Annotated in this window: 23 protein-coding genes and 1 tRNA gene; 15 read left to right on the top strand and 9 right to left on the bottom strand. The window is 64.4% G+C overall.

Annotation, left to right across the window (positions count from 1 at the left end):
• Positions 1-4 precede the first annotated feature (4 nt).
• Both B6V73_RS09990 and B6V73_RS09995 read right to left on the bottom strand, forming a co-directional pair.
• Positions 5-628: an ABC transporter substrate-binding protein gene (locus B6V73_RS09990; RefSeq protein ID WP_088725165.1), complete on the bottom strand. Its 624-nt coding sequence runs from the start codon at positions 626-628 to the stop codon at positions 5-7.
• Complete coding sequence (locus B6V73_RS09995) at positions 591-1,355, bottom strand: VacJ family lipoprotein (RefSeq protein WP_075775467.1); 765 nt, start codon at positions 1,353-1,355, stop codon at positions 591-593. Before B6V73_RS09995 ends, B6V73_RS09990 begins: the two co-directional genes overlap by 38 nt.
• 226 nt (positions 1,356-1,581) lie before the next feature.
• On the opposite strand from B6V73_RS09995, the gene B6V73_RS10000 reads away from it, so the two are divergent.
• Positions 1,582-3,345 carry a type I secretion system permease/ATPase gene (locus B6V73_RS10000; protein ID WP_240504123.1) on the top strand — a complete coding sequence of 588 codons (1,764 nt, stop codon included), beginning with the start codon at positions 1,582-1,584 and terminating at the stop codon, positions 3,343-3,345.
• Positions 3,342-4,676: an HlyD family type I secretion periplasmic adaptor subunit gene (locus B6V73_RS10005; RefSeq protein WP_168174885.1), complete on the top strand. Its 1,335-nt coding sequence runs from the start codon at positions 3,342-3,344 to the stop codon at positions 4,674-4,676. Before B6V73_RS10000 ends, B6V73_RS10005 begins: the two co-directional genes overlap by 4 nt.
• A gap of 18 nt (positions 4,677-4,694) precedes the next feature.
• On the opposite strand, the gene B6V73_RS10010 is transcribed toward B6V73_RS10005, so the two are convergent.
• Entirely contained in the window at positions 4,695-5,873 is a 1,179-nt protein-coding gene (locus tag B6V73_RS10010; RefSeq protein WP_088725167.1) for a lytic murein transglycosylase, read from the bottom strand.
• Between the two features lie 171 nt (positions 5,874-6,044).
• On the opposite strand from B6V73_RS10010, the gene B6V73_RS10015 reads away from it, so the two are divergent.
• Positions 6,045-6,416 (top strand): hypothetical protein, encoded by a 372-nt coding sequence (locus B6V73_RS10015; RefSeq protein WP_075775432.1) that lies wholly within the window; start codon positions 6,045-6,047, stop codon positions 6,414-6,416.
• Between the two features lie 46 nt (positions 6,417-6,462).
• Here the strand turns inward: B6V73_RS10015 and B6V73_RS10020 are convergent, their stop codons facing one another.
• Complete coding sequence (locus B6V73_RS10020; protein ID WP_088723086.1) at positions 6,463-7,638, bottom strand: MalY/PatB family protein; 1,176 nt, start codon at positions 7,636-7,638, stop codon at positions 6,463-6,465.
• Between the two features lie 129 nt (positions 7,639-7,767).
• Here B6V73_RS10020 and def (B6V73_RS10025) point away from each other — a divergent pair, with 129 nt between their 5' ends.
• From def (B6V73_RS10025) to B6V73_RS10055, 8 genes are all read left to right on the top strand, one after another.
• On the top strand, positions 7,768-8,313 hold the full coding sequence (def, locus tag B6V73_RS10025) for a peptide deformylase (protein ID WP_075775430.1): 546 nt from the start codon (positions 7,768-7,770) through the stop codon (positions 8,311-8,313).
• On the top strand, positions 8,313-8,813 hold the full coding sequence (gene def, locus B6V73_RS10030) for a peptide deformylase (RefSeq protein ID WP_075775429.1): 501 nt from the start codon (positions 8,313-8,315) through the stop codon (positions 8,811-8,813). Before def (B6V73_RS10025) ends, def (B6V73_RS10030) begins: the two co-directional genes overlap by 1 nt.
• A 3-nt stretch (positions 8,814-8,816) precedes the next feature.
• Positions 8,817-9,713, top strand: a complete 897-nt coding sequence (fmt, locus tag B6V73_RS10035) for a methionyl-tRNA formyltransferase (RefSeq protein WP_088725168.1) — start codon at positions 8,817-8,819, stop codon at positions 9,711-9,713.
• Between the two features lie 95 nt (positions 9,714-9,808).
• Positions 9,809-9,967: a hypothetical protein gene (locus B6V73_RS20780; protein ID WP_157771525.1), complete on the top strand. Its 159-nt coding sequence runs from the start codon at positions 9,809-9,811 to the stop codon at positions 9,965-9,967.
• Positions 9,968-9,988: 21 nt separating this feature from the next.
• Positions 9,989-10,870 (top strand): SPFH domain-containing protein, encoded by an 882-nt coding sequence (locus B6V73_RS10040; protein ID WP_075775427.1) that lies wholly within the window; start codon positions 9,989-9,991, stop codon positions 10,868-10,870.
• Positions 10,867-11,145, top strand: a complete 279-nt coding sequence (locus tag B6V73_RS10045) for a hypothetical protein (RefSeq protein WP_077701024.1) — start codon at positions 10,867-10,869, stop codon at positions 11,143-11,145. Before B6V73_RS10040 ends, B6V73_RS10045 begins: the two co-directional genes overlap by 4 nt.
• Positions 11,146-11,261: 116 nt before the next feature.
• Positions 11,262-11,585, top strand: a complete 324-nt coding sequence (locus B6V73_RS10050; protein WP_088725169.1) for a hypothetical protein — start codon at positions 11,262-11,264, stop codon at positions 11,583-11,585.
• Between the two features lie 157 nt (positions 11,586-11,742).
• Positions 11,743-11,982, top strand: coding sequence for a hypothetical protein (locus tag B6V73_RS10055; protein ID WP_088725170.1), 240 nt, complete (start codon positions 11,743-11,745; stop codon positions 11,980-11,982).
• 12 nt (positions 11,983-11,994) lie between these two features.
• On the opposite strand, the gene pyrF is transcribed toward B6V73_RS10055, so the two are convergent.
• Positions 11,995-12,696, bottom strand: a complete 702-nt coding sequence (gene pyrF, locus B6V73_RS10060; protein WP_075775466.1) for an orotidine-5'-phosphate decarboxylase — start codon at positions 12,694-12,696, stop codon at positions 11,995-11,997.
• 80 nt (positions 12,697-12,776) lie between these two features.
• Positions 12,777-12,986, bottom strand: a complete 210-nt coding sequence (locus tag B6V73_RS10065; protein WP_075775423.1) for a hypothetical protein — start codon at positions 12,984-12,986, stop codon at positions 12,777-12,779.
• A 212-nt stretch (positions 12,987-13,198) separates the two neighbouring features.
• Between B6V73_RS10065 and clpB the strand changes: the two genes are divergently transcribed.
• Both clpB and B6V73_RS10075 read left to right on the top strand, forming a co-directional pair.
• Positions 13,199-15,820 (top strand): ATP-dependent chaperone ClpB, encoded by a 2,622-nt coding sequence (gene clpB, locus B6V73_RS10070; protein ID WP_075775422.1) that lies wholly within the window; start codon positions 13,199-13,201, stop codon positions 15,818-15,820.
• A gap of 159 nt (positions 15,821-15,979) precedes the next feature.
• Positions 15,980-17,242 (top strand): DNA polymerase IV, encoded by a 1,263-nt coding sequence (locus B6V73_RS10075; RefSeq protein ID WP_075775421.1) that lies wholly within the window; start codon positions 15,980-15,982, stop codon positions 17,240-17,242.
• A gap of 1 nt (position 17,243) precedes the next feature.
• Here B6V73_RS10075 and B6V73_RS10080 read toward each other — a convergent pair whose 3' ends face one another.
• A complete protein-coding gene (locus B6V73_RS10080) occupies positions 17,244-18,110 on the bottom strand; it encodes an N-formylglutamate amidohydrolase (RefSeq protein WP_088725171.1) in 867 nt (288 codons plus the stop codon).
• Between the two features lie 180 nt (positions 18,111-18,290).
• On the opposite strand from B6V73_RS10080, the gene B6V73_RS10085 reads away from it, so the two are divergent.
• Together B6V73_RS10085 and ykgO are read left to right on the top strand one after the other, a co-directional pair.
• Positions 18,291-18,365, top strand: a tRNA-Val gene (locus B6V73_RS10085).
• 81 nt (positions 18,366-18,446) lie between these two features.
• Entirely contained in the window at positions 18,447-18,572 is a 126-nt protein-coding gene (gene ykgO / locus B6V73_RS10090) for a type B 50S ribosomal protein L36 (RefSeq protein WP_038074920.1), read from the top strand.
• Between the two features lie 95 nt (positions 18,573-18,667).
• Here ykgO and B6V73_RS10095 read toward each other — a convergent pair whose 3' ends face one another.
• Together B6V73_RS10095 and B6V73_RS10100 are read right to left on the bottom strand one after the other, a co-directional pair.
• Positions 18,668-20,317 carry a peptidoglycan-binding protein gene (locus B6V73_RS10095; protein WP_075775419.1) on the bottom strand — a complete coding sequence of 550 codons (1,650 nt, stop codon included), beginning with the start codon at positions 20,315-20,317 and terminating at the stop codon, positions 18,668-18,670.
• A 54-nt stretch (positions 20,318-20,371) separates the two neighbouring features.
• Entirely contained in the window at positions 20,372-21,592 is a 1,221-nt protein-coding gene (locus B6V73_RS10100) for an AMP-binding protein (protein WP_088723095.1), read from the bottom strand.
• Between the last annotated feature and the right edge of the window lie 14 nt (positions 21,593-21,606).

The following is a 21,606-nucleotide window of genomic DNA, read 5'->3' on the forward strand; positions in this document are numbered from 1 at the left end:
CCGCTTACCCGGCCCGCTTCAAGTCCTCGATCATCGCGTCGATATTGCCGCGGCGCCGATCGAGCATCGCACCGATCTCCGCACGCTCGGAGGCGAGCATGTTCACCCCTTCGACGATCAGGTTGAAGAACTTGTCGCTGCCCGAGCGATCGGAGACCTGCCACAGAACCTCGAACGGCGCCTGCCCCGGCAAGCTCGCGAGCGTCTTGACCTCGTAGAAGGTCTTGACCGGACGCGCGCCCTGTATCTGGAACTTCGCCCCCTGAAACTCTCGGAAGCGCTTGCCGTATTTGCGCGAGAGATAGCCCTGGAACGCCTTGGTGAAGGCCGTGAGCTGCGCCGGGCTCGCCTGCCGCGCCGCGACACCCAACGCCGAGCGCGCGATGACGTTCACATCGGCATATCTCGCGAAAATCCGCTCGAACATCGCGTAGAGGGCGGAACCGGTGCGACCAGAAGCGATGGCCGCATTTACATCGTTCACCGCTTTCTGGATCAGCGACCGCGCCTGTGCATCCGTCAGCGCGAAAGCCGACCCCGGCAACAGGGCCGCCGCGACACCCGCCGCGCCGAGGCCCAGAACATGTCGCCTACTGCGGCAGTAAGTCTTCGTAGGGATCGTAGGCATTCGCATCGCTGGCCTCCTCGCCGTTGAGTTCGTAGCGCCGGTTCTGCAGATACAGAAGCCGACTCTGGGCATAGCTGTCGGCACTATCGTACAGGATCGAATCGACAGTCGTGCCATACATGTCGCGCTTCGCGATCTTGCCGCCGAAGCGCAGCGCGCCCGCGGCGATCCGCTCCTTGTCGGGCAGTGCGTTCAGCGGATCGATCACGAAATCGACCACCATCCCGACCGTATCGCGCGTCGTGGACGGGCCGAAGATCGGCAATTCCTGGTAATTTCCTTCGCCCACGCCCCAGACATGCAGCGTCTCGCCGAAATCGGTATCCGTCTCGGGCAGCGAAAAATCAGTCCCCGCCGGGTCGAAGATGCCGCCCAGCCCGATCGTCGAGTTGATGAAGAAGCGGAAAGTATTCTTCACGGCCGGCTCGGGGCGCCCTTGCAGGAGCGAGTTGAGCACTTTGCCCGGAAGGCTGAGATTGCTGCCGACGTTATAAAGCGTCTTCGTGAGCGGACCGGGCGGGCTCGTATCGGCTGGATCGCCCCGGAAGAACGCCGAATCAAGCTGCTTGTTGAACGCGTGGGTCTTGCGATTGGTGGCCTCGTAGGGGTCGTGAATACCCGTTGCGGGCGGTGCAGGCGCGCAGGCGGCCATCCCCAGCGCGAGCGCCGCAATCAAAGCCACCGCAGGCCGCAGCGCGCGCGGACGCGCCGAAGCTCTTTGTTCCATCCACTGCGCCAAAGTCGCTCCCCCTTCGTTGCGGCTTCAGTCCTGAAATAGATAGAGCGCATCCGGCCTTGTCGCAACGCGAGACACGCAGAACTCCGGAGTTCCGGACCCGTTCGATAGAATTGAACGAAAAAGATCGCGGGAATTAACGCCCTGTTCAGCGCGCGTGCGCCACTCTCGACATGCGCGGCGCTCCAAGCAGCGCCCCCATCTCGGGGAGGGCACGATGCCATATTCCAACACCGAAGAAGCCGTCATCAAACGCAACATCATCAAGGGCCGACGCGAAATGGCCCGCCTGCTGCGCGGGGTGCGTGGGCAATTTGCACTGGTCGCGATATTCGCCGCCTTCATCAATGTACTCGTTCTCGCCGGGCCCCTGTTCATGTTGCAGGTCTACGACCGCGTGCTGCCCGCACGGTCGCTGCCGACGCTGATCAACCTGTTCCTGCTGGTGGCCTTTCTGTTCATGATGATGGGCGTGCTCGATTGGGCACGGGGCCGCCTGCTCGCCCGGATCGGCGCGGATCATCAGCGCGGCCTCGAAAGGCGCGTGTTCGACGCCGCCATCGTCGACGCGACGGTCAACACGCAGGAGCGGTCGTCCAACAACGCCCTGCGCGATCTGGAAATTCTACAGCGTTACTATGCCTCCCCAGTCGCGGCAGCGGTTTTCGATCTGCCCTGGACGCCGCTCTATCTCGGGGTGCTGTTCGTCTTCCATCCCTGGCTCGGCGCATTGGCTTTCGCCGGGGGCGCCGCACTGATCCTGCTTTCATTCGCGACGCAATTCGTCACGCGCGCGCGGCTGGATGAGACGGCGCAGCTGGAGAACAAGGCCCGCTACCTGGGAAACGACTTTCTTCGACAGATCGAAACCATCGTTTCGCTTGGCATGCGCGAAAGCGGTTTCAAGCGCTGGCAGGCGGCGCGGCACGAATCCATGAACAACGCAATTCACACCACGGATGTCAGCGGCAGCTTCCACGCCGTGATGCGCGCCCTGCGGCTGCTCCTGCAAACCTCGATGCTCGCCCTCGGCGCCTACCTGGTACTGCAGGGCGAGGTGAGCGCCGGGGCGATGGTCGCAGCCTCGATCCTAATGGGCCGTGCGCTCGCGCCGGTCGAACTCGCCGTGGGCGGCTGGACGCAATGGCAGGGCGCCAGCCTTGCTCGCGACCGGCTGGCCGCCCTTCTCGGCGCCCACCCGCCGGAGCGAGAGGGCTCCGAATGGATCACGCCGAAGCCCCAGCTCACCGTGGAAGGCCTCACCATTCGCCCTGCGACGTCCGACCGCGCGACGCTCGACATGATCAGCTTCTCACTCGAACCCGGCGAAGCCCTCGGGGTGATCGGTCCGCTCGGTGCGGGCAAATCAGTTCTCGCGCGCAGCCTGTGCAACTTCCACCGTCCCAGCGCCGGCACGATCCGCCTCGACGATGTGCCGCTCGACCAATACGACCGCGACAACCTCGGGCGGCTGATCGGTTATCTGCCGCAATCGATCTCCTTTTTCCCCGGCACGGTAGCCGAGAATATCGCCCGGCTCGATCCAGCGCCGGACAAGGACCGGGTCATCGCCGCCGCAAAACGTGCTGGCGCGCACCAGATGATTCTCAAACTGCCCGCCGGATATGACACGCCGATCGAGTTCGAGGGAGCATCGCTTTCCGATCGTCAGCGCCAGCTCGTCGCGCTTTCGCGCGCGCTCTATCACGATCCGATACTCCTCGTTCTCGACGAGCCCAACCTGTTGCTGAACGGTGATGCCGGGCCGGGCCTGCATGCGATGCTGAGCGATCTGAAAGCGCATGGCGGCGCGGCGATCGTGATGACCAACAGCCCCGGGGCACTCGCTGAATGCGACCGTATCCTTGTGCTCGATCGAGGTGCGCAGCGCGCGCTCGGCGCGCGCGACGACGTTCTCAAGCGCATGATCGCCTCGGCCACCAAATCCCGTGTTGTGCCCGCCGCGGACAGTGCGGCGTGAGTGACGCGGACGTCCGTTCAGGGCAGGAGAGCCGTCGCCAGGCCTCTTCGCTCCATCGCGTTCCGATCGGCTGCGGTCTCGCAGCGATCGTCGCCTTGTTCATCGGATGCGCCATATGGCTGACCTTCACGCGGCTCGCCGGACTGATCCAAGCCTCGGGCCGCATCGAAGTCGATAGTTCCCGACACGTGATCGAGCATCCGACGGGTGGGATCATCGATAAAGTCTACGTCAAAAGCGGCGATCACGTCACCCGCGGCCAAGTGCTTATACGGCTCGATGCGGATGATATCCGCACCGAGCTGGCTATCGTGGAAGCCTCGGAGTTCGCGGTTCAGGCCCAGCGGGCGCGTCTGCAGGCCGAACGAGACGGGACCGAAAGGATCGCTTATCCGGCAAGCCTGTGGGAGGCGGCCAAGCACCGCGAAGATGTCGCGAAGCTGGTCGAGGGGCAGAAGGCTATTTTCGAGGCCCGCAAACAATCTTTCGCCCAGCAACGCGCGGATATGGCGCGGCAGATCCAGCAAATCAGCGCCCAGCGCGACGGAATCGACACTCAGGTCTCGGCCTTGGAACGCGAGGAGCGATTGATCGAAAAGGAACTGTCCCTCCGCGAACGGCTAAAGGATCGTGGACTTGCGACCTCGGCGCAAATCCTCGCCCTCACCCGCGAACAGGTTTCGCTGGAGCGACAACTCGGCGCGCTGCGCGCCCAGAAAACGCAACTTACGGTGCAGAGCGGCGGCGTGGTACTCACCGCGTCGCGGCTGCAGTCGCAACGTCGGGAGGAAATCGAATCGCAACTCGAGTCCCGCAACGCCCGTGCCATCGAACTCTCGGCGCGCGCGACCCATCTGCGCCGCGAACTGGCGCGGCGCACCCTGCGCGCCCCGGTCAACGGCACGGTGCACGACGTACGTCTGCGCGGCGCGCACGCGGTGCTGCGCCCGGCGGAAATGGCGATGGCGATCGTCGAAACCGGACGGCCGCTCGTTATCAATGCCAGGATCGATCCGATCAACGTCGATGGCGTCGCAGCGGGCCAGAGCGCGATCCTGCGCTTCCCCGGTTTGTCGCGGCGAATATCCAGCGATTTGATCGGAAAGCTCACCCGGATTTCCCCCGATACGCTGACCGACCCGGTGACGGGGGAGAGCTATTACCAAGTGCAGGTCACCTTCGACATTGGGCAGCTCGACACGGAGGAAAGCTCCCTCTTGGTTCCCGGGATGCCCACAGAGGTCTTCCTGCAAACCGAGCCGGTCTCGCCAATCCGCTACCTGCTCAGCCCCTTCCTCGATTTCTTCGCACTTGGGGGAGCGGCAGGATGAAGGTTCGGCCCGACACGGTCACAACCGATCGAGCAAGGCGCGCGTCGGCCAACCGTCCGCAGGCAGTCCAAGCTTCTCCTGCGCCGTCTGGACTGCGTTACGAGTGTTCGCGCCAAGGATGCCGTCCACCGCACCCACGTCATAGCCCTTCGCAACGAGTTTTTGCTGCAGCCGCTTCATCTGCGCCACGCTCAGTCCCGGTTCCGGCGCGCCGGGATCGAGGCGCGGCGCTCCTTCGAGGCGTGTGGCAAAATAGGCCGCGCTGGTGACGTAGACGAAGCTCTTGTTCCACTCGAACAGCACGCGGAAATTCGGATAGACGATAAAGGCGGGCCCCTTGCGCCCCATCGGCAAAAGGATCGATCCGCGCAGGCTGCTGGCAAGCTGCCCTTGCCGCGCACGCACCCCGCGTGCCTTCCAATCGGAGACCGGCAATTCAGTCGTCAGCCCGGTCTTGGACCAATCAAGATCGTCAGGCACCGTGACCTCTTGCATCCACGGCTCGTTCGGCCGCCAACCCATATCGCGCAGCATATTCGCTCCCGACATCAGCGCATCGGGGGCGGACGTCTTCAGGCGCACATGCCCATCGCCATCGCCGTCGACACCGTTGCGGAGGATGTCGTCCGGCAGCATCTGCACCTGCCCGATTTCTCCCGCCCAGGCACCGGTGGTTCGCTGGGGATCGAAATCGCCGCGCCGGAAAAGCTTGCCCGCAGCGATCACCTGTGGGCGGAACAGCGCGGGCCGACGGCAATCATGGGCCAGCGTCAGAAGCGCATTGCGGGTGTTGAAATCGCCCTGCACCGCGCCGTAATCCGTCTCGAGCGCCCAGAACGCCAGCAGCACCCCGCGCGAGACGCCGTAGGTCTGCTCCATCCTGTCGAAGGTCTTCGCATAGCGCTTGGCGTTCTTTGCCCCGTTAACCATCCGATTCTTGCTGATCACCGCGCTCGCAAATTCGAGGAATGTCTTGCGAAATACCCCTTGCGCCCGGTCCGCCCGCAGCACGGCCGGGCTCTGCCGCGCACCGGCGAGGAACGCATCAGCCTGTTGCGCGTTCAGTCCAGCCGACTGCAGATCGCTGCGAATTCCGGACAGGAAACCGGACCAGCTCCCGCCGCACTGCGCATGGGCCAAGCCGGGGGTGAGCATGGGCGAGAAAGCGAGGGGCAGAATGAGCAAAGCCTTACGCATGGGAGCCTCCGGGTTGCGCGGTTCCCCTCAACGCTATCTTGGGCGACCCAGAGCGACAACCCGATGTGCCAGCCGTGCAAGCCGTTGCAATTTCAGCACTCTTCGCAGACGCAGCATCGGATCATCTAAATGGTTAACTTGCTTTTTACATTGGTGTGATCAGCATGGAGCATGGGGAAGCTGTTGGAGGATGTCATGGAATTCCTGCCCAAGGAGGTCCTTGAAGGACTGCGCGCCGCGCAGAAGCGCGATGCGGCGAAAAAGGCGCGCCTGCGGGTTCTCGCGGGCGGCCAGATCTGGCCGGTGCTGCGCCGGGTTCCAGGCGGATTCGCGCTGGACGCGGACGAGGTCACGCATCTGCGCGGTCATGTCGATCTTTACGACGGCGAGACCCATGTCGCGACCTGCCTGATCGTGGCGTCGGAGATTCAGGGGCATGAGTTGATCTGCACCGTGAAGCGGGAAACCGCGGTCAGCGATCGCGCAGCGCTGGACTTCGTACAGGAAGCGCCGACTCTCTCGGGCTACCTGACGAAGCTCTGAGCGAGCTAGAGATTTCAAAGGAAAGGGCCGGAAAACCGGCCCTTTTTCATTGCAGATCAGCGAAGGCCGCCTGCAGTCGGTCGACCGCCTCGCGCACCCGCGCCCGCGGCGTGGCGAGGTTGAAGCGCAGGAACCTTTCGCCCCCGGCTCCGAAGGTCGCACCGAGATTCACCGCGATCTTCGCTTCTTTCAGAACGCGCGACTGGTATTCCTCGGGCTCCATTCCGGTGCCGGAGAAGTCGACCCAAGCAAGATAGGTCGCCTCGAGCGGCATCGAATGCAGCCCTGGAATCTCTGCGATCCCCTGATCGAAGATGCGCCGGTTCTCGTCGAGATAGGCGTTCAGCGCATCGACCCACGCGGCGCCCTCGGGGCTGTAGGCTGCCGTCGCCATAGCAATGCCGAAACTGTTGGGTGAAATCCCCAAGGCAGCCATCCGCTTTGCGAATCGGGCGCGCAGGTCCGGATCCGCAATGATCACGTTTCCGGTGTGGGTGCCCGCGATGTTGAAGGTCTTCGTGGTGGCCGTCATCATCACCAGCGGCAGATCGGGCGCGGCGTTCGCCATCGGGATATGCGTTTCGCCCGGCATCACGATGTCATGGTGAATCTCGTCCGAGACCAGCACCAGCCCGTGGCGCTTCGCGAACTCGGCCGTGGCTTCCAGTTCCGCGCGGGTCCAGACGCGGCCGCCGGGGTTGTGCGGCGAGCAGAGGACGAGCATCTTCTCGGAGCCGGTCATAAGCCCGTCCCAGGCGTCGAAATCCATCTCGTAGCGACCATCGACCAGCTTCAGCGGGCACTCGCGCACCTCGCGCCCGGCCGCACGGATGACCCGCGCGAAGGCGTGGTAGACCGGCGTCATCAGAACGACCGCATCGCCCGGATCGGTATAGGCGTCGACGCAGAGCGCCGTGCCGTTGACCAGCCCATGGGTCGTGAAGATCCAGTCCGGTTCGATCTCCCAGCCGTGCCGTTCGCGCATCCACCACTGGATCGCGGCACGGTACTCGTCCTCGCCGCCCCAATAGCCATAGATGCCCTGCCCGACCATCTCCTCGAGCGCGCGCTGAACGCAGACGGGCGGGCGGAAATCCATATCCGCGACCCACATCGCGATCCCGTCTTCGGGCGACACGCCGTAAACCTTTTCCATCGCGTCCCATTTCTGCGAATGGGTGCCTACGCGGTCGATGATTTCGTCGAAGTCGGGTTTGCTCATTTGCGCCTCTCTCTGGTCGGATTGGGCGCATCTGAGCAAAAGCGAAGCCGGGTTACAAACGGCGTTTTGTCACTGGCACAATCACCGCCGCCATTGCACAGAGGCATTGCTTCGCCTAAATCCCTGCCCATGACGCTACGACCGATCCTGATCCATCCCGATCCGCGCCTGAAAAAGGTCTGCGAGCCGGTGCCCGAAGTTAACGACGAGATCCGCAAGCTCGCCGATGACATGCTCGCGACCATGTATGACGCGCCCGGCATCGGCCTGGCCGGGCCGCAGGTCGGCGTGATGAAGCGGATCTTCGTGATGGATTGCGTGAAGGACAAGGAAGCGGCCCCCGAGCCGATGGTCCTGATCAATCCCGAGATCAGCTGGACTTCGGAAGAGACCAATGTCTACGAGGAAGGCTGCCTCTCGATCCCGGATCAATATGCCGAGGTGACGCGCCCCTCCGAGGTGCGGATGAAGTGGCTCGGCCTCGACGGGCAAAGCCATGAGGAACAGTTCGACGCGCTTTGGGCGACCTGCGCTCAGCACGAGTTCGACCATCTCAACGGCAAGCTGTTCATCGACTATCTCGGTCCGATGAAGCGCAAGATGATCACCCGCAAGATGGAGAAGCTCAAGCGCGAGCGCGCCCGTGCGGGCGCGGCCAAGGATCCGATCCTCTGATGGCTGCGCGCGCGTTCATCCCCTATGACGACCGCCGCCTGCATCGCCCGGCCGAGCCGGTCGAGACGATCACCGAAACCGTCCGGATGATCTGGGACGACATGGTCGAGACGATGGACGCGATGCCCGGCGTCGGCCTCGCCGCGCCGCAGATCGGCATCATGATGCGGCTTGCGGTCGTCGATGCGTCGGACAAGCGCGGTCAGGCCGTGCGGATGGCGAACCCCGAAGTGCTGCATGCGTCGGTGCAGATGCGCAAGCACGAGGAGGCCTCGCCCAACCTGCCCGGCGTTTTCGCCCCGATCGAGCGGCCTCGCGCTGTGACGGTGCGCTTCCTCAATGAAGACGGCGAGATGGAGGACCGCGATTTTGTGGGCCTCTGGGCGACGAGTGTCCAGCACCAGATCGACCACCTCAACGGCAAGATGTATGTCGATCATCTCTCGCCCCTGCGCCGCAAGATGCTGGTGCAGAAGTCGAAGAAACTCGCGAAAGGCTAAGCGATGCGCGTCATCTTCATGGGAACGCCGGAATTCTCCGTCCCCGTTCTGGAGGCGCTGGCCGGCGCGCATGAGGTTGTCGCCGTCTACAGCCAGCCGCCCCGCCCCGCCGGTCGCGGCAAGAAAGAGCGCCCCTCACCGGTCCATGCCAAGGCCGAGGAACTGGGGATCGAGGTGCGCACCCCGCGGAATTTCAAAGCACCCGAGGATCGTGAAGCCTTCGCCGCGCTGAATGCCGATATCGCGGTGGTCGTGGCCTACGGGCTGATCCTGCCGCAGGCCATTCTGGATGCGCCCGCGAAGGGCTGCCTGAATATCCACGCCTCGCTGCTCCCGCGCTGGCGCGGGGCCGCGCCGATCCACCGGGCGATCATGGCAGGCGACAGCCAGACCGGCATCTGCATCATGCAGATGGAAGCCGGGCTCGATACCGGGCCGGTTATGCTGCGCGAAGCGACCGAGATCGGCGCGACCGAGACCACCGGCGAGTTGCATGACCGGCTGAGCGCAATGGGCGCCCGGCTGATCCTCGATGCGCTGTCCGAGATCGACTCGCTGATCCTTCAGCCTCAGCCGGAGAATGGCGTCACCTATGCCGCGAAGATCGACAAGGCCGAAGCGCGGGTCGATTGGACGCGCCCGGCCGACGAGGTGATCCGTCATATCAACGGCCTCTCGCCCTTCCCTGGCGCCTGGACCGAGATCGCGGGTGAGCGGATCAAGCTGCTGCGCGCCGCCCCGGCAGAGGGCAGTGGCGCGCCGGGCGAAATCCTCGACGGGTTTACGATTGCCTGCGGCACTGGCGCGCTGGAAATCCTCGAGGCGCAACGCCCCGGCAAGCGTCCGATGTCGGGCGACGACGTCTTGCGCGGCCTGCGCCTGCCCGCTCGCCTCAGCTGAGCGCAACTACCTTCCCAAAACGCACAACTTGCGGCAGACTTGCGGGCAAACCACAAGGAGCAGTCGATGACCCCCCGCATGAGTGAGTTCGCCTGATGGGCGTTCTGTTCGGCTTTCTCGCGACGGCAGGCAGCCGCATCGTCGGGATTGGCTTCGCACTCGCCATCTGGCTGCTCGCGCGCCCGGGAGGCTGGGCCGTGCTCGTGGTGCTGACACTGCTCGCCTTGCGCGTGTTTCCCGGTCACCAAGTTTGAGTTCAGAAGGTCGAGGCCCAGATGTTATTCGTTAATTCCCTGAGCGGCAGCGATATCGTGATGATCGCCATCGCGATGCTGCTGATCCTGTCCGTCTTCCTCGGCGTCCGGATCGTGCCGCAATCCGAAAAACATGTCGTGGAGAGATTCGGCCGGCTGCGCGCGGTGCTCGGCCCCGGCATCAACTTCATCGTGCCCTTCCTCGACCGCGTGCCGCACAAGATCTCGATCCTCGAGCGCCAGCTGCCCAATGCGATGCAGGATGCGATCACCGCCGACAACGTGCTGGTAAAGGTCGAGACCTCGGTCTTCTACCGAATTACCGAGCCGGAGAAGACCGTCTATCGTATCCGCGATGTCGATGCGGCCATCGCGACGACGGTGGCGGGGATCGTGCGCTCCGAGATCGGGGTGATCGAACTCGACGAAGTGCAATCGAACCGTGCCCGTCTGATCGAGAAGGTCCGCGAGCAGGTTGCCGTGATGGTCGACGATTGGGGGATCGAGGTGACCCGTGCCGAGATTCTCGACGTCAATCTGGACGAGGCGACCCGAGCCGCGATGCTGCAGCAGCTCAACGCCGAACGCGCGCGTCGGGCGCAGGTGACCGAGGCCGAGGGCAAGAAGCGCGCGGTCGAGCTCGCCGCCGAAGCGCAACTGTTCCAGGCGCAGAAAGAGGCCGAAGCCCGCCGCATCTCGGCGGATGCCGAAGCTTATGCGACCGAGGTGGTTGCGCAGGCGATCGCCAAGAACGGGCTCGAGGCCGCGCAATATCAGGTCGCGTTGAAACAGGTCGATGCGCTGGCGCAGGTGGCCAAGGGCGAAGGCAAGCAGACCGTGATACTGCCCGCCGCAGCCCTCGAAGCCTTCACCGACGCTTTCCAACTGCTGAGGAAAGCATGATGGACCTGTGGCAACTCCCGTGGGTCTGGGTCGTCGCCGGTCTTGTGCTGGGCGTCGCAGAGATGATCATCCCCGGCTTCATCTTCCTCGGCTTCTCGATCGGGGCCGTCGTCACGGGCGCGCTCGTCTGGATCGGCATCGTCGGAAATTCGGTCCCGATCACGCTGATCACCTTCGCGATTCTGTCGATCATCGCATGGCTCGCGCTGCGCAAGCTGATGGGCGTGCGACGCGGTCAGGTGAAGCACTGGCATGACGATATCAACGAGAACTGACCCCGTGTGACGAAACCCCGCCCGGCGGGTTCTCGCGCACCCCGGGAACTGGAAGCGGCCTATCGATGTTCTCTCGCCAATACGCAGAGAGAGATGAAAATCGACAGGAGATCATCATGTCTGACACGCATAATCACGAACGCTCGGGTCTGGGCGGCATCTACTTCGTTCTGGGCGCGGTCGTCGTTGCGCTCGGTATCGTCCTTTGGCTGATGATGGCGCCCGGGGATGAAAGCGCCACCACCGCGCCCGCAGAAAGCGACGCAAGCTCCACTTCGGTCACGATCGAAAACAGCGACTCCGCTGCCCCGGCGGATTCGTCGGGCGCGACCGCATCGGGCGATGCTGCGGCGAGCGATACCGCGGCTAGCGACAGCGGCAGCACCGACACCAGCGGCGCTGCCGCCGAGGCCACCACGCAGAGCGGCGGATCGAACTGATTTCCGCCCTTCTGGATCACGCGCAAGTGAAGCGGCGTCCTGCGGGGCGCCGTTTCATTTTGCGCCGCGCTCCGCCTATCTGAGGACAGGAGGAGGAACGCAGGCCATTGCCTCGCGTTTCCTTTACCGAGGGACCAAAGCGAAGAGGCGAGCAGAAATGGCCAGGGATTCGAACCGACAAAGCAGTATCGGCGGCCTGATACTCACCCTTGTGGCGCTGGTCGCGGCGCTGGGTGTCGTGGTCTGGTTGGTTGCGGATACGCCGGTTGACGGCGGCGACGAGGCCGCCACCGATCCACCGAGCGAACAGCAGATGTCAGATCCGAATGCCGCGAAGGTCGAAGTCGCGCCGAACTCGAAGACGAGTGGCCCGGCTACCGGCGGCGATGGCCAGTGACCTAAGCGCCAGTCAGCCCCGAAGCTCTTGGAGGATCGCTTCCGCCGCGGCGCGCGGATCGGGCGCGCGGTGGATTGGGCGGCCAACGACGATATGGTCAGCGCCTGCGTCCACGGCGGCTGCCGGGGTCGCGATCCGCTTCTGGTCGCCGAGGTCGGCCCCGGTCGGGCGCACGCCCGGCGTCACGATCAGCTTGCCGGTTGCCTCGGGCAATGCCCGGATCATCGCCGCTTCCTGCGGCGAAGCGATCACGCCATCGGCACCCGCGTCGAATGCACGGCCCGCACGTTCGGCGACGAGATCGCTGATCGCACCCTCCTTGATGAGCGCGCCGTTCAGGTCTTCCCGGTCGAGCGAGGTCAGGATCGTCACGGCGAGGATTTTCAGGTCGGTGCCCGCGGCGCCTTCCTTCGCGGCCTTAACCACATAGGGGTCGCCATGCACGGTGAGGAAATCAAGGTCGAACTGCGCCAGACCGCGCACCGCGTTTTCCACCGTCGCACCGATATCGAACAGCTTCATGTCGAGGAAGATGCGCTTGCCCTGATCCTGCTTCAGCTCGCTCGCCAGCGCGAGGCCACCGCCGGTGAGCATCCCCAGACCGATCTTGTAGAAGGACACCGAGTCGCCCAACTGGTTTGCCAGCACGAGGCCTTCATAGGCGCTCGGCACGTCGAGGGCGACGATGAGACGGTCGTCGGCGGGCAGGGTCATGTCGGTCATCGCAGAGCGCTCCTTTTCAAGATCGCCCCCTGATGCGGATCAATCACCGCTACGTCAAGCCGTTCGCGGGTTCACAGCCCGCCGATACCACGGCGCTGCGCTTCGCGGGTCAGCGCGCGGGTAAGCTGTCGATGTGGGATGTTCTGGCTGGCTTCGATTCTGACGGGCACCCGCAGCGGCTGCGCGACCCCGGGGATGAAGAATTCTACGATCGCCTCGAAACGGCGTTGCGCGGCATTGTAGATCAGGCGCGCGATATGCGTGGCGTTGCCATGGTGCATGGACCCGGCCCCTCCTCTGTGGTCGTCCTCTATGCTTGTCTTCACGTAAACGCTAAACCTTGCGATCTGGTTTCCTCCTGCGGCGAAATGGTCCATCGAAAAGACTTGAAGCGGCGCATGCCACATCCCATTTTTCATAGCGAGACCCGGCCAGGACGGCGCCTAATACAGGGCCAGACACATCCCGGGGGCTTTAAAAAAGGAGAATGCCGATGAACATGGAGAAGTTCACGGAGCGGTCTCGCGGCTTCCTTCAGGCCGCGCAGACGATCGCGATGCGCGAGGGTCATCAACGTGTGGTGCCCGAGCATCTTCTGAAGGCATTGATGGATGACGATCAGGGGCTGTCGGCCAATCTGATCAAGCGCGCCGGTGGCGAGCCTGCCCGCGTGCTCGAGGCCGTCGATCTGGCGGTGTCGAAACTGCCGAAAGTGTCGGGCGGCGACGGGCAGGTCTATGTCGAGCAAAGCCTCGTGCGCGTGCTCGACGAGGCCGAGAAGATCGCCAAGAAAGCGGGCGACAGCTTCGTGCCGGTCGAACGTGTTCTGATGGCTCTGGCCATGGTGAACACGCGCGCCAAGGACGCGCTCGATGCGGGCGCTGTAACGGCGCAGAAGCTCAACGCCGCGATCAACGACCTGCGCAAGGGACGCACGGCGGATTCGGCCTCGGCCGAAGAGGGCTATGAGGCGCTCAAGAAATATGCGCGCGATCTGACCGAGGCTGCCGAGCAAGGCAAGATCGACCCGATCATCGGTCGTGATGACGAGATTCGGCGCACCATGCAGGTGCTCAGCCGTCGGACCAAGAACAACCCGGTTCTGATCGGTGAACCCGGCGTGGGTAAGACCGCGATCGCGGAAGGCCTCGCGCTGCGCATCATCGACGGCGACGTACCGGAATCGCTACGCGACAAACGGCTCCTCGCGCTCGACATGGGCGCGCTGATCGCCGGTGCGAAATATCGCGGTGAATTCGAAGAGCGCCTGAAAGCGATCCTCAAGGAAATCGAGGCCGCTGCGGGTGAAATCATCCTGTTCATCGACGAGATGCACACGCTCGTCGGCGCTGGGAAATCCGACGGCGCGATGGACGCGGCGAACCTGATCAAGCCGGCGCTGGCCCGTGGTGAGCTGCACTGCGTGGGCGCCACGACGCTTGATGAGTATCGCAAATATGTCGAGAAGGACGCGGCACTGGCTCGGCGCTTCCAGCCCGTGATGGTGGAAGAGCCGACGGTCGAGGACACGATCTCGATCCTGCGCGGTATCAAGGAGAAATACGAACTCCACCACGGGGTGAAGATCTCCGACTCGGCGCTGGTCTCGGCTGCGACACTCTCGCATCGCTACATCACCGACCGCTTCCTGCCCGACAAGGCGATCGACCTCGTGGACGAGGCCGCCTCGCGTCTGCGCATGGAAGTGGACAGCAAGCCCGAGGAGCTCGATGCACTCGACCGTCAGATCCTACAGATGCAGATCGAAGCGGAAGCGCTGAAGAAAGAGGACGATACCGCTTCGAAGGACCGTCTCGAGAAGCTCGAGAAGGAACTGGCGGATCTGCAGGATCGCGCCTCGGAAATGACTGCCAAGTGGCAGGCCGAGCGTGACAAGCTGGAATCGGGCCGCAACCTCAAGGAGCAACTCGACAAGGCCCGGGCCGAACTGGATCAGGCCAAGCGCGAAGGCAATCTCGCCCGCGCCGGTGAGCTGAGCTACGGCATCATTCCGAGCCTCGAGAAGCAGCTCGCCGCGGCCGATGAGGCCGAAGGCGAAGAGCTGATGGTCGAGGAATCGGTGCGCCCCGAGCAGATCGCCGAAGTGGTCGAACGCTGGACCGGCATCCCGACCTCCAAAATGCTGGAGGGCGAGCGCGAGAAGCTGCTGAAGATGGAAGACGAGCTACACAAGCGCGTCGTCGGTCAGAATGCAGCGATCACCGCCGTGTCGAACGCCGTGCGCCGTGCACGTGCGGGGCTCAACGACGAGAACCGCCCGCTGGGCTCGTTCCTCTTCCTCGGCCCGACCGGTGTGGGTAAGACCGAACTGACCAAGGCGGTCGCCAATTACCTGTTCGACGACGATCAGGCGATGGTGCGGATCGACATGTCCGAGTTCATGGAGAAGCACTCCGTGGCCCGGCTGATCGGTGCCCCGCCCGGGTATGTCGGCTATGACGAGGGTGGCGTTCTGACCGAGGCGGTCCGGCGGCGTCCCTATCAGGTCGTGCTGTTCGACGAGGTCGAGAAGGCGCATCCGGACGTGTTCAACGTGCTGCTGCAGGTGCTCGACGATGGTGTGCTGACCGATGGTCAGGGCCGCACGGTCGACTTCAAGCAGACGCTGATCGTGCTGACGTCGAACCTCGGCTCGCAAGCGCTCAGCCAGCTGCCGGATGGTTCGGATGCAGGCGAGGCCAAGCGTCAGGTGATGGATGCGGTGCGGGCGCATTTCCGCCCCGAATTCCTGAACCGTCTCGACGAGATGGTGATCTTCGATCGCCTGAACCGCAAGGACATGGACGGGATCGTGGAAATCCAGCTCAAGCGGCTTGAGAAACGTCTGGCACAGCGCAAGATCACGCTGGATCTGGACGAGTCGGCTCACAAGTGGCTCGCCGATGCAGGCTACGACCCGGTCTATGGCGCGCGCCCCCTGAAGCGGGTGATCCAGCGCTCGCTGCAGGATCCGCTGGCCGAGGCGATCCTTGGCGGCGAAGTTATGGACGGCGCGACGGTCGAAGTCACGGCTGGCCCGAACGGGCTGATCGTCGGCGGTCACGTGGCCCCCTTGGGTGGCACGAAACCCGCCGATGGCGTGCCGCTGCACTAAGAGCCACCTGAAGACGGATTGAGAGGGGCGGAGCGATCCGCCCCTTTTTCGTTGACATCAAGGGGCGCTGCCCCTCTTGGCTGCGCCAATTCAGCCCGGGATATTTCCGCCAAGGCGAAGAGAGAGTATCTAAGGGATACACCCCCGGATCGAGAGCCCATGCCTGCCCTTTGTCGCCATTGCCTGAAGAGTTTTGACGAGGCACCGAAGCGTTGCCCCGCCTGCGGCAAGGCGCGCATCGTGGCGCATCCGGAGCTGTTCGACCTGCCCATCGCACATATCGATTGCGACAGTTTCTATGCTTCGGTCGAGAAGCGCGACAATCCGGAGCTGTCTTCGCAAGCGGTGATCGTGGGCGGCGGCACGCGCGGGGTGGTGACGACCTGCTGCTACATCGCGCGAATCTCAGGGGTGCGCTCGGCGATGCCGATGTTTCAGGCGCGCAAGCTTTGCCCCGATGCGGTGATCATCAAGCCGCGGATGGAGCACTACGCCAGCGTCTCGCGCGAGATCAGAGCGAAAATGGTGGAGCTGACGCCGCTGATCGAGCCGCTCTCGCTCGACGAGGCGTTCCTCGATCTGGGCGGCACGGAGCGGCTGCACCATGCGCCCCCTGCCCTCCTGATGGCGCGGCTTGCGCGCGAGATCGAGACGGAGATCGGGGTCACCGCCTCGGTCGGTCTTTCGCATAACAAGTTCCTCGCCAAGATCGCCTCGGATCTCGACAAGCCGCGCGGGTTTTCGGTGATCGGGCGCGGCGATACGGAAGAGTTCCTCCGCGACAAGCCGGTGTCGATCCTCTGGGGCGTGGGGGCGGCAACGCGCTCGGCCCTGGGGCGTGCGGGCATCCGCACGCTTGCCGATATTCGCCGCGCGGGGCTGTCGCGGATGGGGGATCGCTTCGGCGCGTCTGGGCGGCGCCTGTTCGAACTGGCGAACGGCCATGATGCCCGCCGGGTCTCTCCCGACTCGCCGATGAAATCCGTGTCGAACGAGACCACCTTCAACACTGACATCGCCGATCGCGAGGCACTGATGGGCAAGCTGTGGCATCTGGCCGAGAAAGTCTCGGCCCGGATGAAGGCGCGCGATCTGGCGGGGCGGACCGTGACGCTGAAGCTGAAAAAGGCGGATTTCGCGACGGTGACCCGGCAGACCCGGCTGGAAGAGCCGAGCCAGCTGGCCGACACGCTCTATCGGGCGGGGGAGACGCTGTTCGACAAGCTGCCGAAGGGGCAGGCCTACCGACTGATCGGGATCGGGTTCTCGGACCTCATGGCGGCGGATGGGCGCGATCCGGCAGGCGACCTGCTCGACCCTTATGCGGGGAAGCGCGCAAGCGCGGAGCGGGCCAAAGATGCGATCCGGGCGCGATTCGGGGCGGATGCGATCCGCAACGGGCGCGGCTGGGACGGGGAGTGACTTACTCCGCGGCGTGACGCAGTCGATGGGACCCGAGATCGGCGATCTGACGCGCCACCCGGCTCATCAGCGCAGCGAACGCATTGAAATTCTCGTTCGGCGCGATTCGGTGCTGGTCCATGTAGAGGGCGCGGTCGATCTCGATCTGGATCGCGTGATAGCCCTCGCGCGGATGCCCGTATCGCTGGGTGATATAGGCTCCGGCAAAGGGGCTGTTGCGCGCGACGTTCAGCCCCTCGCCTTCGAAGATCAGTTCGATCTCGCGCACGATCTCCCGGTCGGCACTGGTGCCGTAGCGATCGCCAAGCACGATCTCCGCGCGGCGCGGGCCGGTCGTGGCCAGAGCCTCGGAGGGCATCGAATGCATGTCGAGCAGAATTGCCTGCCCGAAAGCGCCATGCGCCTCGGCCATCAGCGCCTCGAGTTGCGCGTGATAGGGCCGCCAGACATGGTTGATCCGCGCCTCGGCCTCGATCAACGGAATCTTGCCGCGATAGATCGCCCGCGCACCGGACACCACGCGGGGAATCACCCCGAGACCAGCCGCGACGCGCGGTCCGGGATGCGCCCTGTCCAGCCCGGCGATCAGCGCCGAATCAAGCTCGTCCTCCGCCCGGTTGAGATCGACCCACGCCCTCGGATACTGCGCGCAGAGAAGCGGCGCGCCAAATCGCGGAACGTCCGCCAGCAACTCATCGACGAAGGCGTCTTCGGAAGACCGCAGGCGCAGCATGTCCAGAACGGCGCGTTCCTGCAGGCTATGCGGGTAGTGTGCACCGGAATGGGGCGAGGCGAAGACCGCAGCGGTCCGCAACGCCTTGGGGCGATCCAGCCGGAACGGCGGCAAAAGGGCTGGGATGTCGGACATGAAACCTCTTATGATCGCTTAATATCCTACACCGGAACGCTTTCGCGCCAAAACCCTCTTGAAAGCCGTTTCGACTCTTTATATAGACCCCCAGACCGACGCGACACCGCGCCTTTCGGTTCCCTTCGCGGCCTAGCCGCAAGCGCGAATCAAAGGCATCAAACGGGATCGCACGGGTGTGGGCGGTTAGCTCAGCGGTAGAGCACTACGTTGACATCGTAGTGGCCACTGGTTCGATCCCAGTACCGCCCACCATCTATTCACCGCCCCCGGCTTGCAAGCCCGGGGCATTCGTTTTTCAAGGCGCACCGCGCGCCGCGATACAGGAGAAGGCCGATGAAGGTCCGCAACTCGCTCCGCTCGCTCAAGCAGCGTCATCGCGATTGCCAGGTCGTGCGCCGCAAAGGCCGCGTCTACGTGATCAACAAGACGCAAAAGCGCTTCAAAGCCCGTCAGGGCTGAGGCAGCCGAGCCGAAACGAATAAAGGCCGCGCCAGGGATTTCCCGGCGCGGCCTTTTCCTTTTTTCAGCGCTTCGAGGGTGAACGGGATCGGCGCTTATTGCACGCCGATCGCCCCGGCCAGAAGCTGCGCCACGGTGGCCTGATCGAGATAGCCTGTAGCTTCCAGCCCGCCCGCGGTCTGATAGCGGCGAATCGCGCGGCGCGTATCCTTGTCGAACACACCGTCGACCTTGCCGGGCTTCAGGCCCATCTGGGCAAGGCGTTGCTCCACCAGCGATTTCGCGACACCGGGCAGGTTGAGGGCGGCCTCTTTCGCAGCGGCCGCATCCATCGCGTCGCTTTGCTGATTCTGTTGCTGCAGCTCGGCAATGCGTGCCTCGGCCTCGGCTTTGAAGGCCGGGTCAGAGCGGCTTGCGAGATAATCCCGGTAGCTGGCGATGGTGTCGGCTTTGCGCGCGGCGTCCCAGTCTGCGCGATCCGCAGCCTGAGCCTCGGAGCGGCGATCCGCTTCGATCTTGTCGAGACGCTCCTGCGCGAGTTCCGCGAACAGACCGTCGGGATATTTCTTGAGATAGGCGCGCAGCCCGGCCTCATCACCCGCCTTGCCGGTCTGCTCCCAATAGGCACGGTCCTGCTGGTCGATCTTGGCCTGACGCGCCTCTGCCTCTGCCTTCAGCTCGGCGGCGCGCTTCTCGCCCTGCGCCGTGAGCGCGGTGAGCTGTGCGCGGGTCAGGTAGCTCGTATCGTCGAAGCCGTTGGCCTTCTGCCAGCGCGCGATCGCCCCGCGCGAGCCCGGCCCGAAGATGCCGTCGACGCCTTTCGGGTCGAATTTCAGGATCGTCAGGTACTGCTGCACCTCGCGGCGCTGGTCGCGGCTAAGGTTCAGCGCCTCCTCCGCGGCCTTCGCTTTCTGCTGCGGTTCGTCACGCAGTTGCTGGATGCGCTGTTTCGCCTGAGCGGCATTCGCGCCATTCGGGTAGCGGTCGAGATAGAGCTGATAGGCGGTGATCGAATCCTCGGAGCGCGCCATGTCCCAATACGGGGCAGACGGGTCTGCTTCGGGGGTCTTCACCGGGGCGGGTTTCTTCCCCGTCGGCTCCGTGACCAGGGTGAGATCTTGCGTCATGTAGCCACTGGCGGTCAGGTCTGCAGATTGCGCCGACCGCATCAGCGAGGCGCCAGGCTCGGTCAGATTGCCCGACATCAGGCTCGCGACGTTTTTCGGGCTGCCGCGCAGCACCGTCACACCTTGCGGAATGTCGAGCGTGCCGATCCCGGGTTGGGTCAGCCCGTTGCCGTTGCCCGCGTCATCCGCCGCGCCAAGCAGCAGCACCGCGCGGCCCGGGTGCGCGGCCAGAACCGTCATCACGGCGGACAGCGGCAACGCCTCGCTCACCGCTTCGGGCAGCGAGGTGTCGCGGACATCGACAGGCAGATACCACGTCTCGCCGTCGGAATGGGCGAAGCGGCCCGAGAGCGCCACGACCAGCCGGTCGGCCTCGGGCGCGCGGGTCACGAAATCGCGGAAGCGGGAGCGGATCTCGGCGGCGTCGGCGTCATCCTCGATCAGCACCGAGAAACCTGCCGTCTGCAGCTTCGCTTCGCTATCGGTCAGCGCGGTGCCCGAGCGAAGATCGTCGATCCGCTGGTAATTGGAATTGCCCAGAAGCAACGCCAGATCGGCGGCATGGGCGGGAAGGCCTAGCGCCGCGATCGCGGCACCTGTCAGAAGAAGTTTACGCATGGGGTCCTCCATCTCTCTTACGCGAGGAAACCCCTGAGATCGCGGCTGGGTTCCTCAGTCGTAGCTGCGCTGGTCGTCGATGACCTTACCATCATTCGGAAGCGACCCCGGCGCCACCAGTTCGATCACGCCTTTCATCTTGAGCGCCGCGCGCACGCCGCCGTCGAAACGCGTCGGGTCGTCGGCCTCGGTTTCGATCTGCACGGTCATCACGTCCATCTCGCCGTCGCGCGTGGCGATGACGCGGGCCTTCTGCACCTCTGCATGGGCGGAGACGAAGCTCGCCACCTGTTCGGGGCGTACGAACATGCCCTTGATCTTGGTGGTCTGATCGGCGCGGCCCATCCAGCCCTTGATGCGCATGTTGGTGCGCCCACAGGGGCTGACGCCTTCCATCACCGCCGAGAGATCGCCGGTGGCGAAGCGGATCAGCGGGTAGTCGGGATTGAGCGTGGTCACGACGACCTCGCCGACCTCGCCGGGGGCCACCGGATCGCCGGTGCCGGGGCGGACGATCTCGACGATCACGCCTTCGTCCACGATCATCCCCTCCATCGCGGCGCTCTCATAGGCGATGTTGCCCAGATCGGCGGTGGCGTAACATTGCAGGCAGGAGATCCCGCGGTCGGCATAGCTCTGGCGCAGGCTCGGGAAGAGTGCGCCGCCCGACACGGTGGCCTTGGTGATTTTCAGAGCCTCGCCCATCTCTTCGGCTTTCTCGAGGATGATGCGAAGGTAATCGGGCGTGCCCGCGTAAACCGTCGAGCCGATATCGGCGGCGGCGCGGACCTGCAGCTCCGTCTGGCCGGTGCCTGCGGGCAGGACGGCGGCGCCGACCGTGCGCGCGGCATTTTCGAACATCATCCCCGCCGGGGTGAGGTGGTAACCAAAGCAGTTCTGCACGATATCGCCCGGACCGACGCCTGCGGCATGGACGAAGCGCCCCAGCCGCCACCAATTGTAACTGACATCGCCGGGCTCGTAGATCGGACCGGGCGACTGGAAGATATGGGCGAAGGCATGTGCGGGTTTCATGACCAGCCCGCCGAAGGGTGGCGCGCCTTTCTGCGCAGAGCCGAGGTCGGACTTGCGTAGCACCGGCAGCCTCGCGAGCGCCTCGCGCGATGTGACAGCTCTCGGGTCGACGCCTTGCAGATGCGCCGCGATCCCCGGAGCCGTCATCGCCGCGCCGATCAGAGCCGGCAGGCACTCCGCCAGAGAGGCCTCACGCGCGTCGGCGCTGCGGGTTTCCAATTCGTCGAAATGTTCGCGCATCTCTCGACCCTTTC

The organism is Thioclava sp. JM3 (assembly GCF_002213185.1).
Taxonomy (GTDB): domain Bacteria; phylum Pseudomonadota; class Alphaproteobacteria; order Rhodobacterales; family Rhodobacteraceae; genus Thioclava; species Thioclava nitratireducens.

Coding starts and splice junctions, on each gene's coding strand:
- B6V73_RS09990 (WP_088725165.1), bottom strand. CDS start 628: ATGCCTACGATCCCTACGAAGACTTACTGCCGCAGTAGGCGACATGTT.
- B6V73_RS09995 (WP_075775467.1), bottom strand. CDS start 1,355: ATGGAACAAAGAGCTTCGGCGCGTCCGCGCGCGCTGCGGCCTGCGGTG.
- B6V73_RS10000 (WP_240504123.1), top strand. CDS start 1,582: ATGCCATATTCCAACACCGAAGAAGCCGTCATCAAACGCAACATCATC.
- B6V73_RS10010 (WP_088725167.1), bottom strand. CDS start 5,873: ATGCGTAAGGCTTTGCTCATTCTGCCCCTCGCTTTCTCGCCCATGCTC.
- B6V73_RS10015 (WP_075775432.1), top strand. CDS start 6,045: ATGGGGAAGCTGTTGGAGGATGTCATGGAATTCCTGCCCAAGGAGGTC.
- B6V73_RS10020 (WP_088723086.1), bottom strand. CDS start 7,638: ATGAGCAAACCCGACTTCGACGAAATCATCGACCGCGTAGGCACCCAT.
- def (WP_075775430.1), top strand. CDS start 7,768: ATGACGCTACGACCGATCCTGATCCATCCCGATCCGCGCCTGAAAAAG.
- def (WP_075775429.1), top strand. CDS start 8,313: ATGGCTGCGCGCGCGTTCATCCCCTATGACGACCGCCGCCTGCATCGC.
- fmt (WP_088725168.1), top strand. CDS start 8,817: ATGCGCGTCATCTTCATGGGAACGCCGGAATTCTCCGTCCCCGTTCTG.
- B6V73_RS20780 (WP_157771525.1), top strand. CDS start 9,809: ATGGGCGTTCTGTTCGGCTTTCTCGCGACGGCAGGCAGCCGCATCGTC.
- B6V73_RS10040 (WP_075775427.1), top strand. CDS start 9,989: ATGTTATTCGTTAATTCCCTGAGCGGCAGCGATATCGTGATGATCGCC.
- B6V73_RS10045 (WP_077701024.1), top strand. CDS start 10,867: ATGATGGACCTGTGGCAACTCCCGTGGGTCTGGGTCGTCGCCGGTCTT.
- B6V73_RS10050 (WP_088725169.1), top strand. CDS start 11,262: ATGTCTGACACGCATAATCACGAACGCTCGGGTCTGGGCGGCATCTAC.
- B6V73_RS10055 (WP_088725170.1), top strand. CDS start 11,743: ATGGCCAGGGATTCGAACCGACAAAGCAGTATCGGCGGCCTGATACTC.
- pyrF (WP_075775466.1), bottom strand. CDS start 12,696: ATGACCCTGCCCGCCGACGACCGTCTCATCGTCGCCCTCGACGTGCCG.
- B6V73_RS10065 (WP_075775423.1), bottom strand. CDS start 12,986: ATGCACCATGGCAACGCCACGCATATCGCGCGCCTGATCTACAATGCC.
- clpB (WP_075775422.1), top strand. CDS start 13,199: ATGAACATGGAGAAGTTCACGGAGCGGTCTCGCGGCTTCCTTCAGGCC.
- B6V73_RS10075 (WP_075775421.1), top strand. CDS start 15,980: ATGCCTGCCCTTTGTCGCCATTGCCTGAAGAGTTTTGACGAGGCACCG.
- B6V73_RS10080 (WP_088725171.1), bottom strand. CDS start 18,110: ATGTCCGACATCCCAGCCCTTTTGCCGCCGTTCCGGCTGGATCGCCCC.
- ykgO (WP_038074920.1), top strand. CDS start 18,447: ATGAAGGTCCGCAACTCGCTCCGCTCGCTCAAGCAGCGTCATCGCGAT.
- B6V73_RS10095 (WP_075775419.1), bottom strand. CDS start 20,317: ATGCGTAAACTTCTTCTGACAGGTGCCGCGATCGCGGCGCTAGGCCTT.
- B6V73_RS10100 (WP_088723095.1), bottom strand. CDS start 21,592: ATGCGCGAACATTTCGACGAATTGGAAACCCGCAGCGCCGACGCGCGT.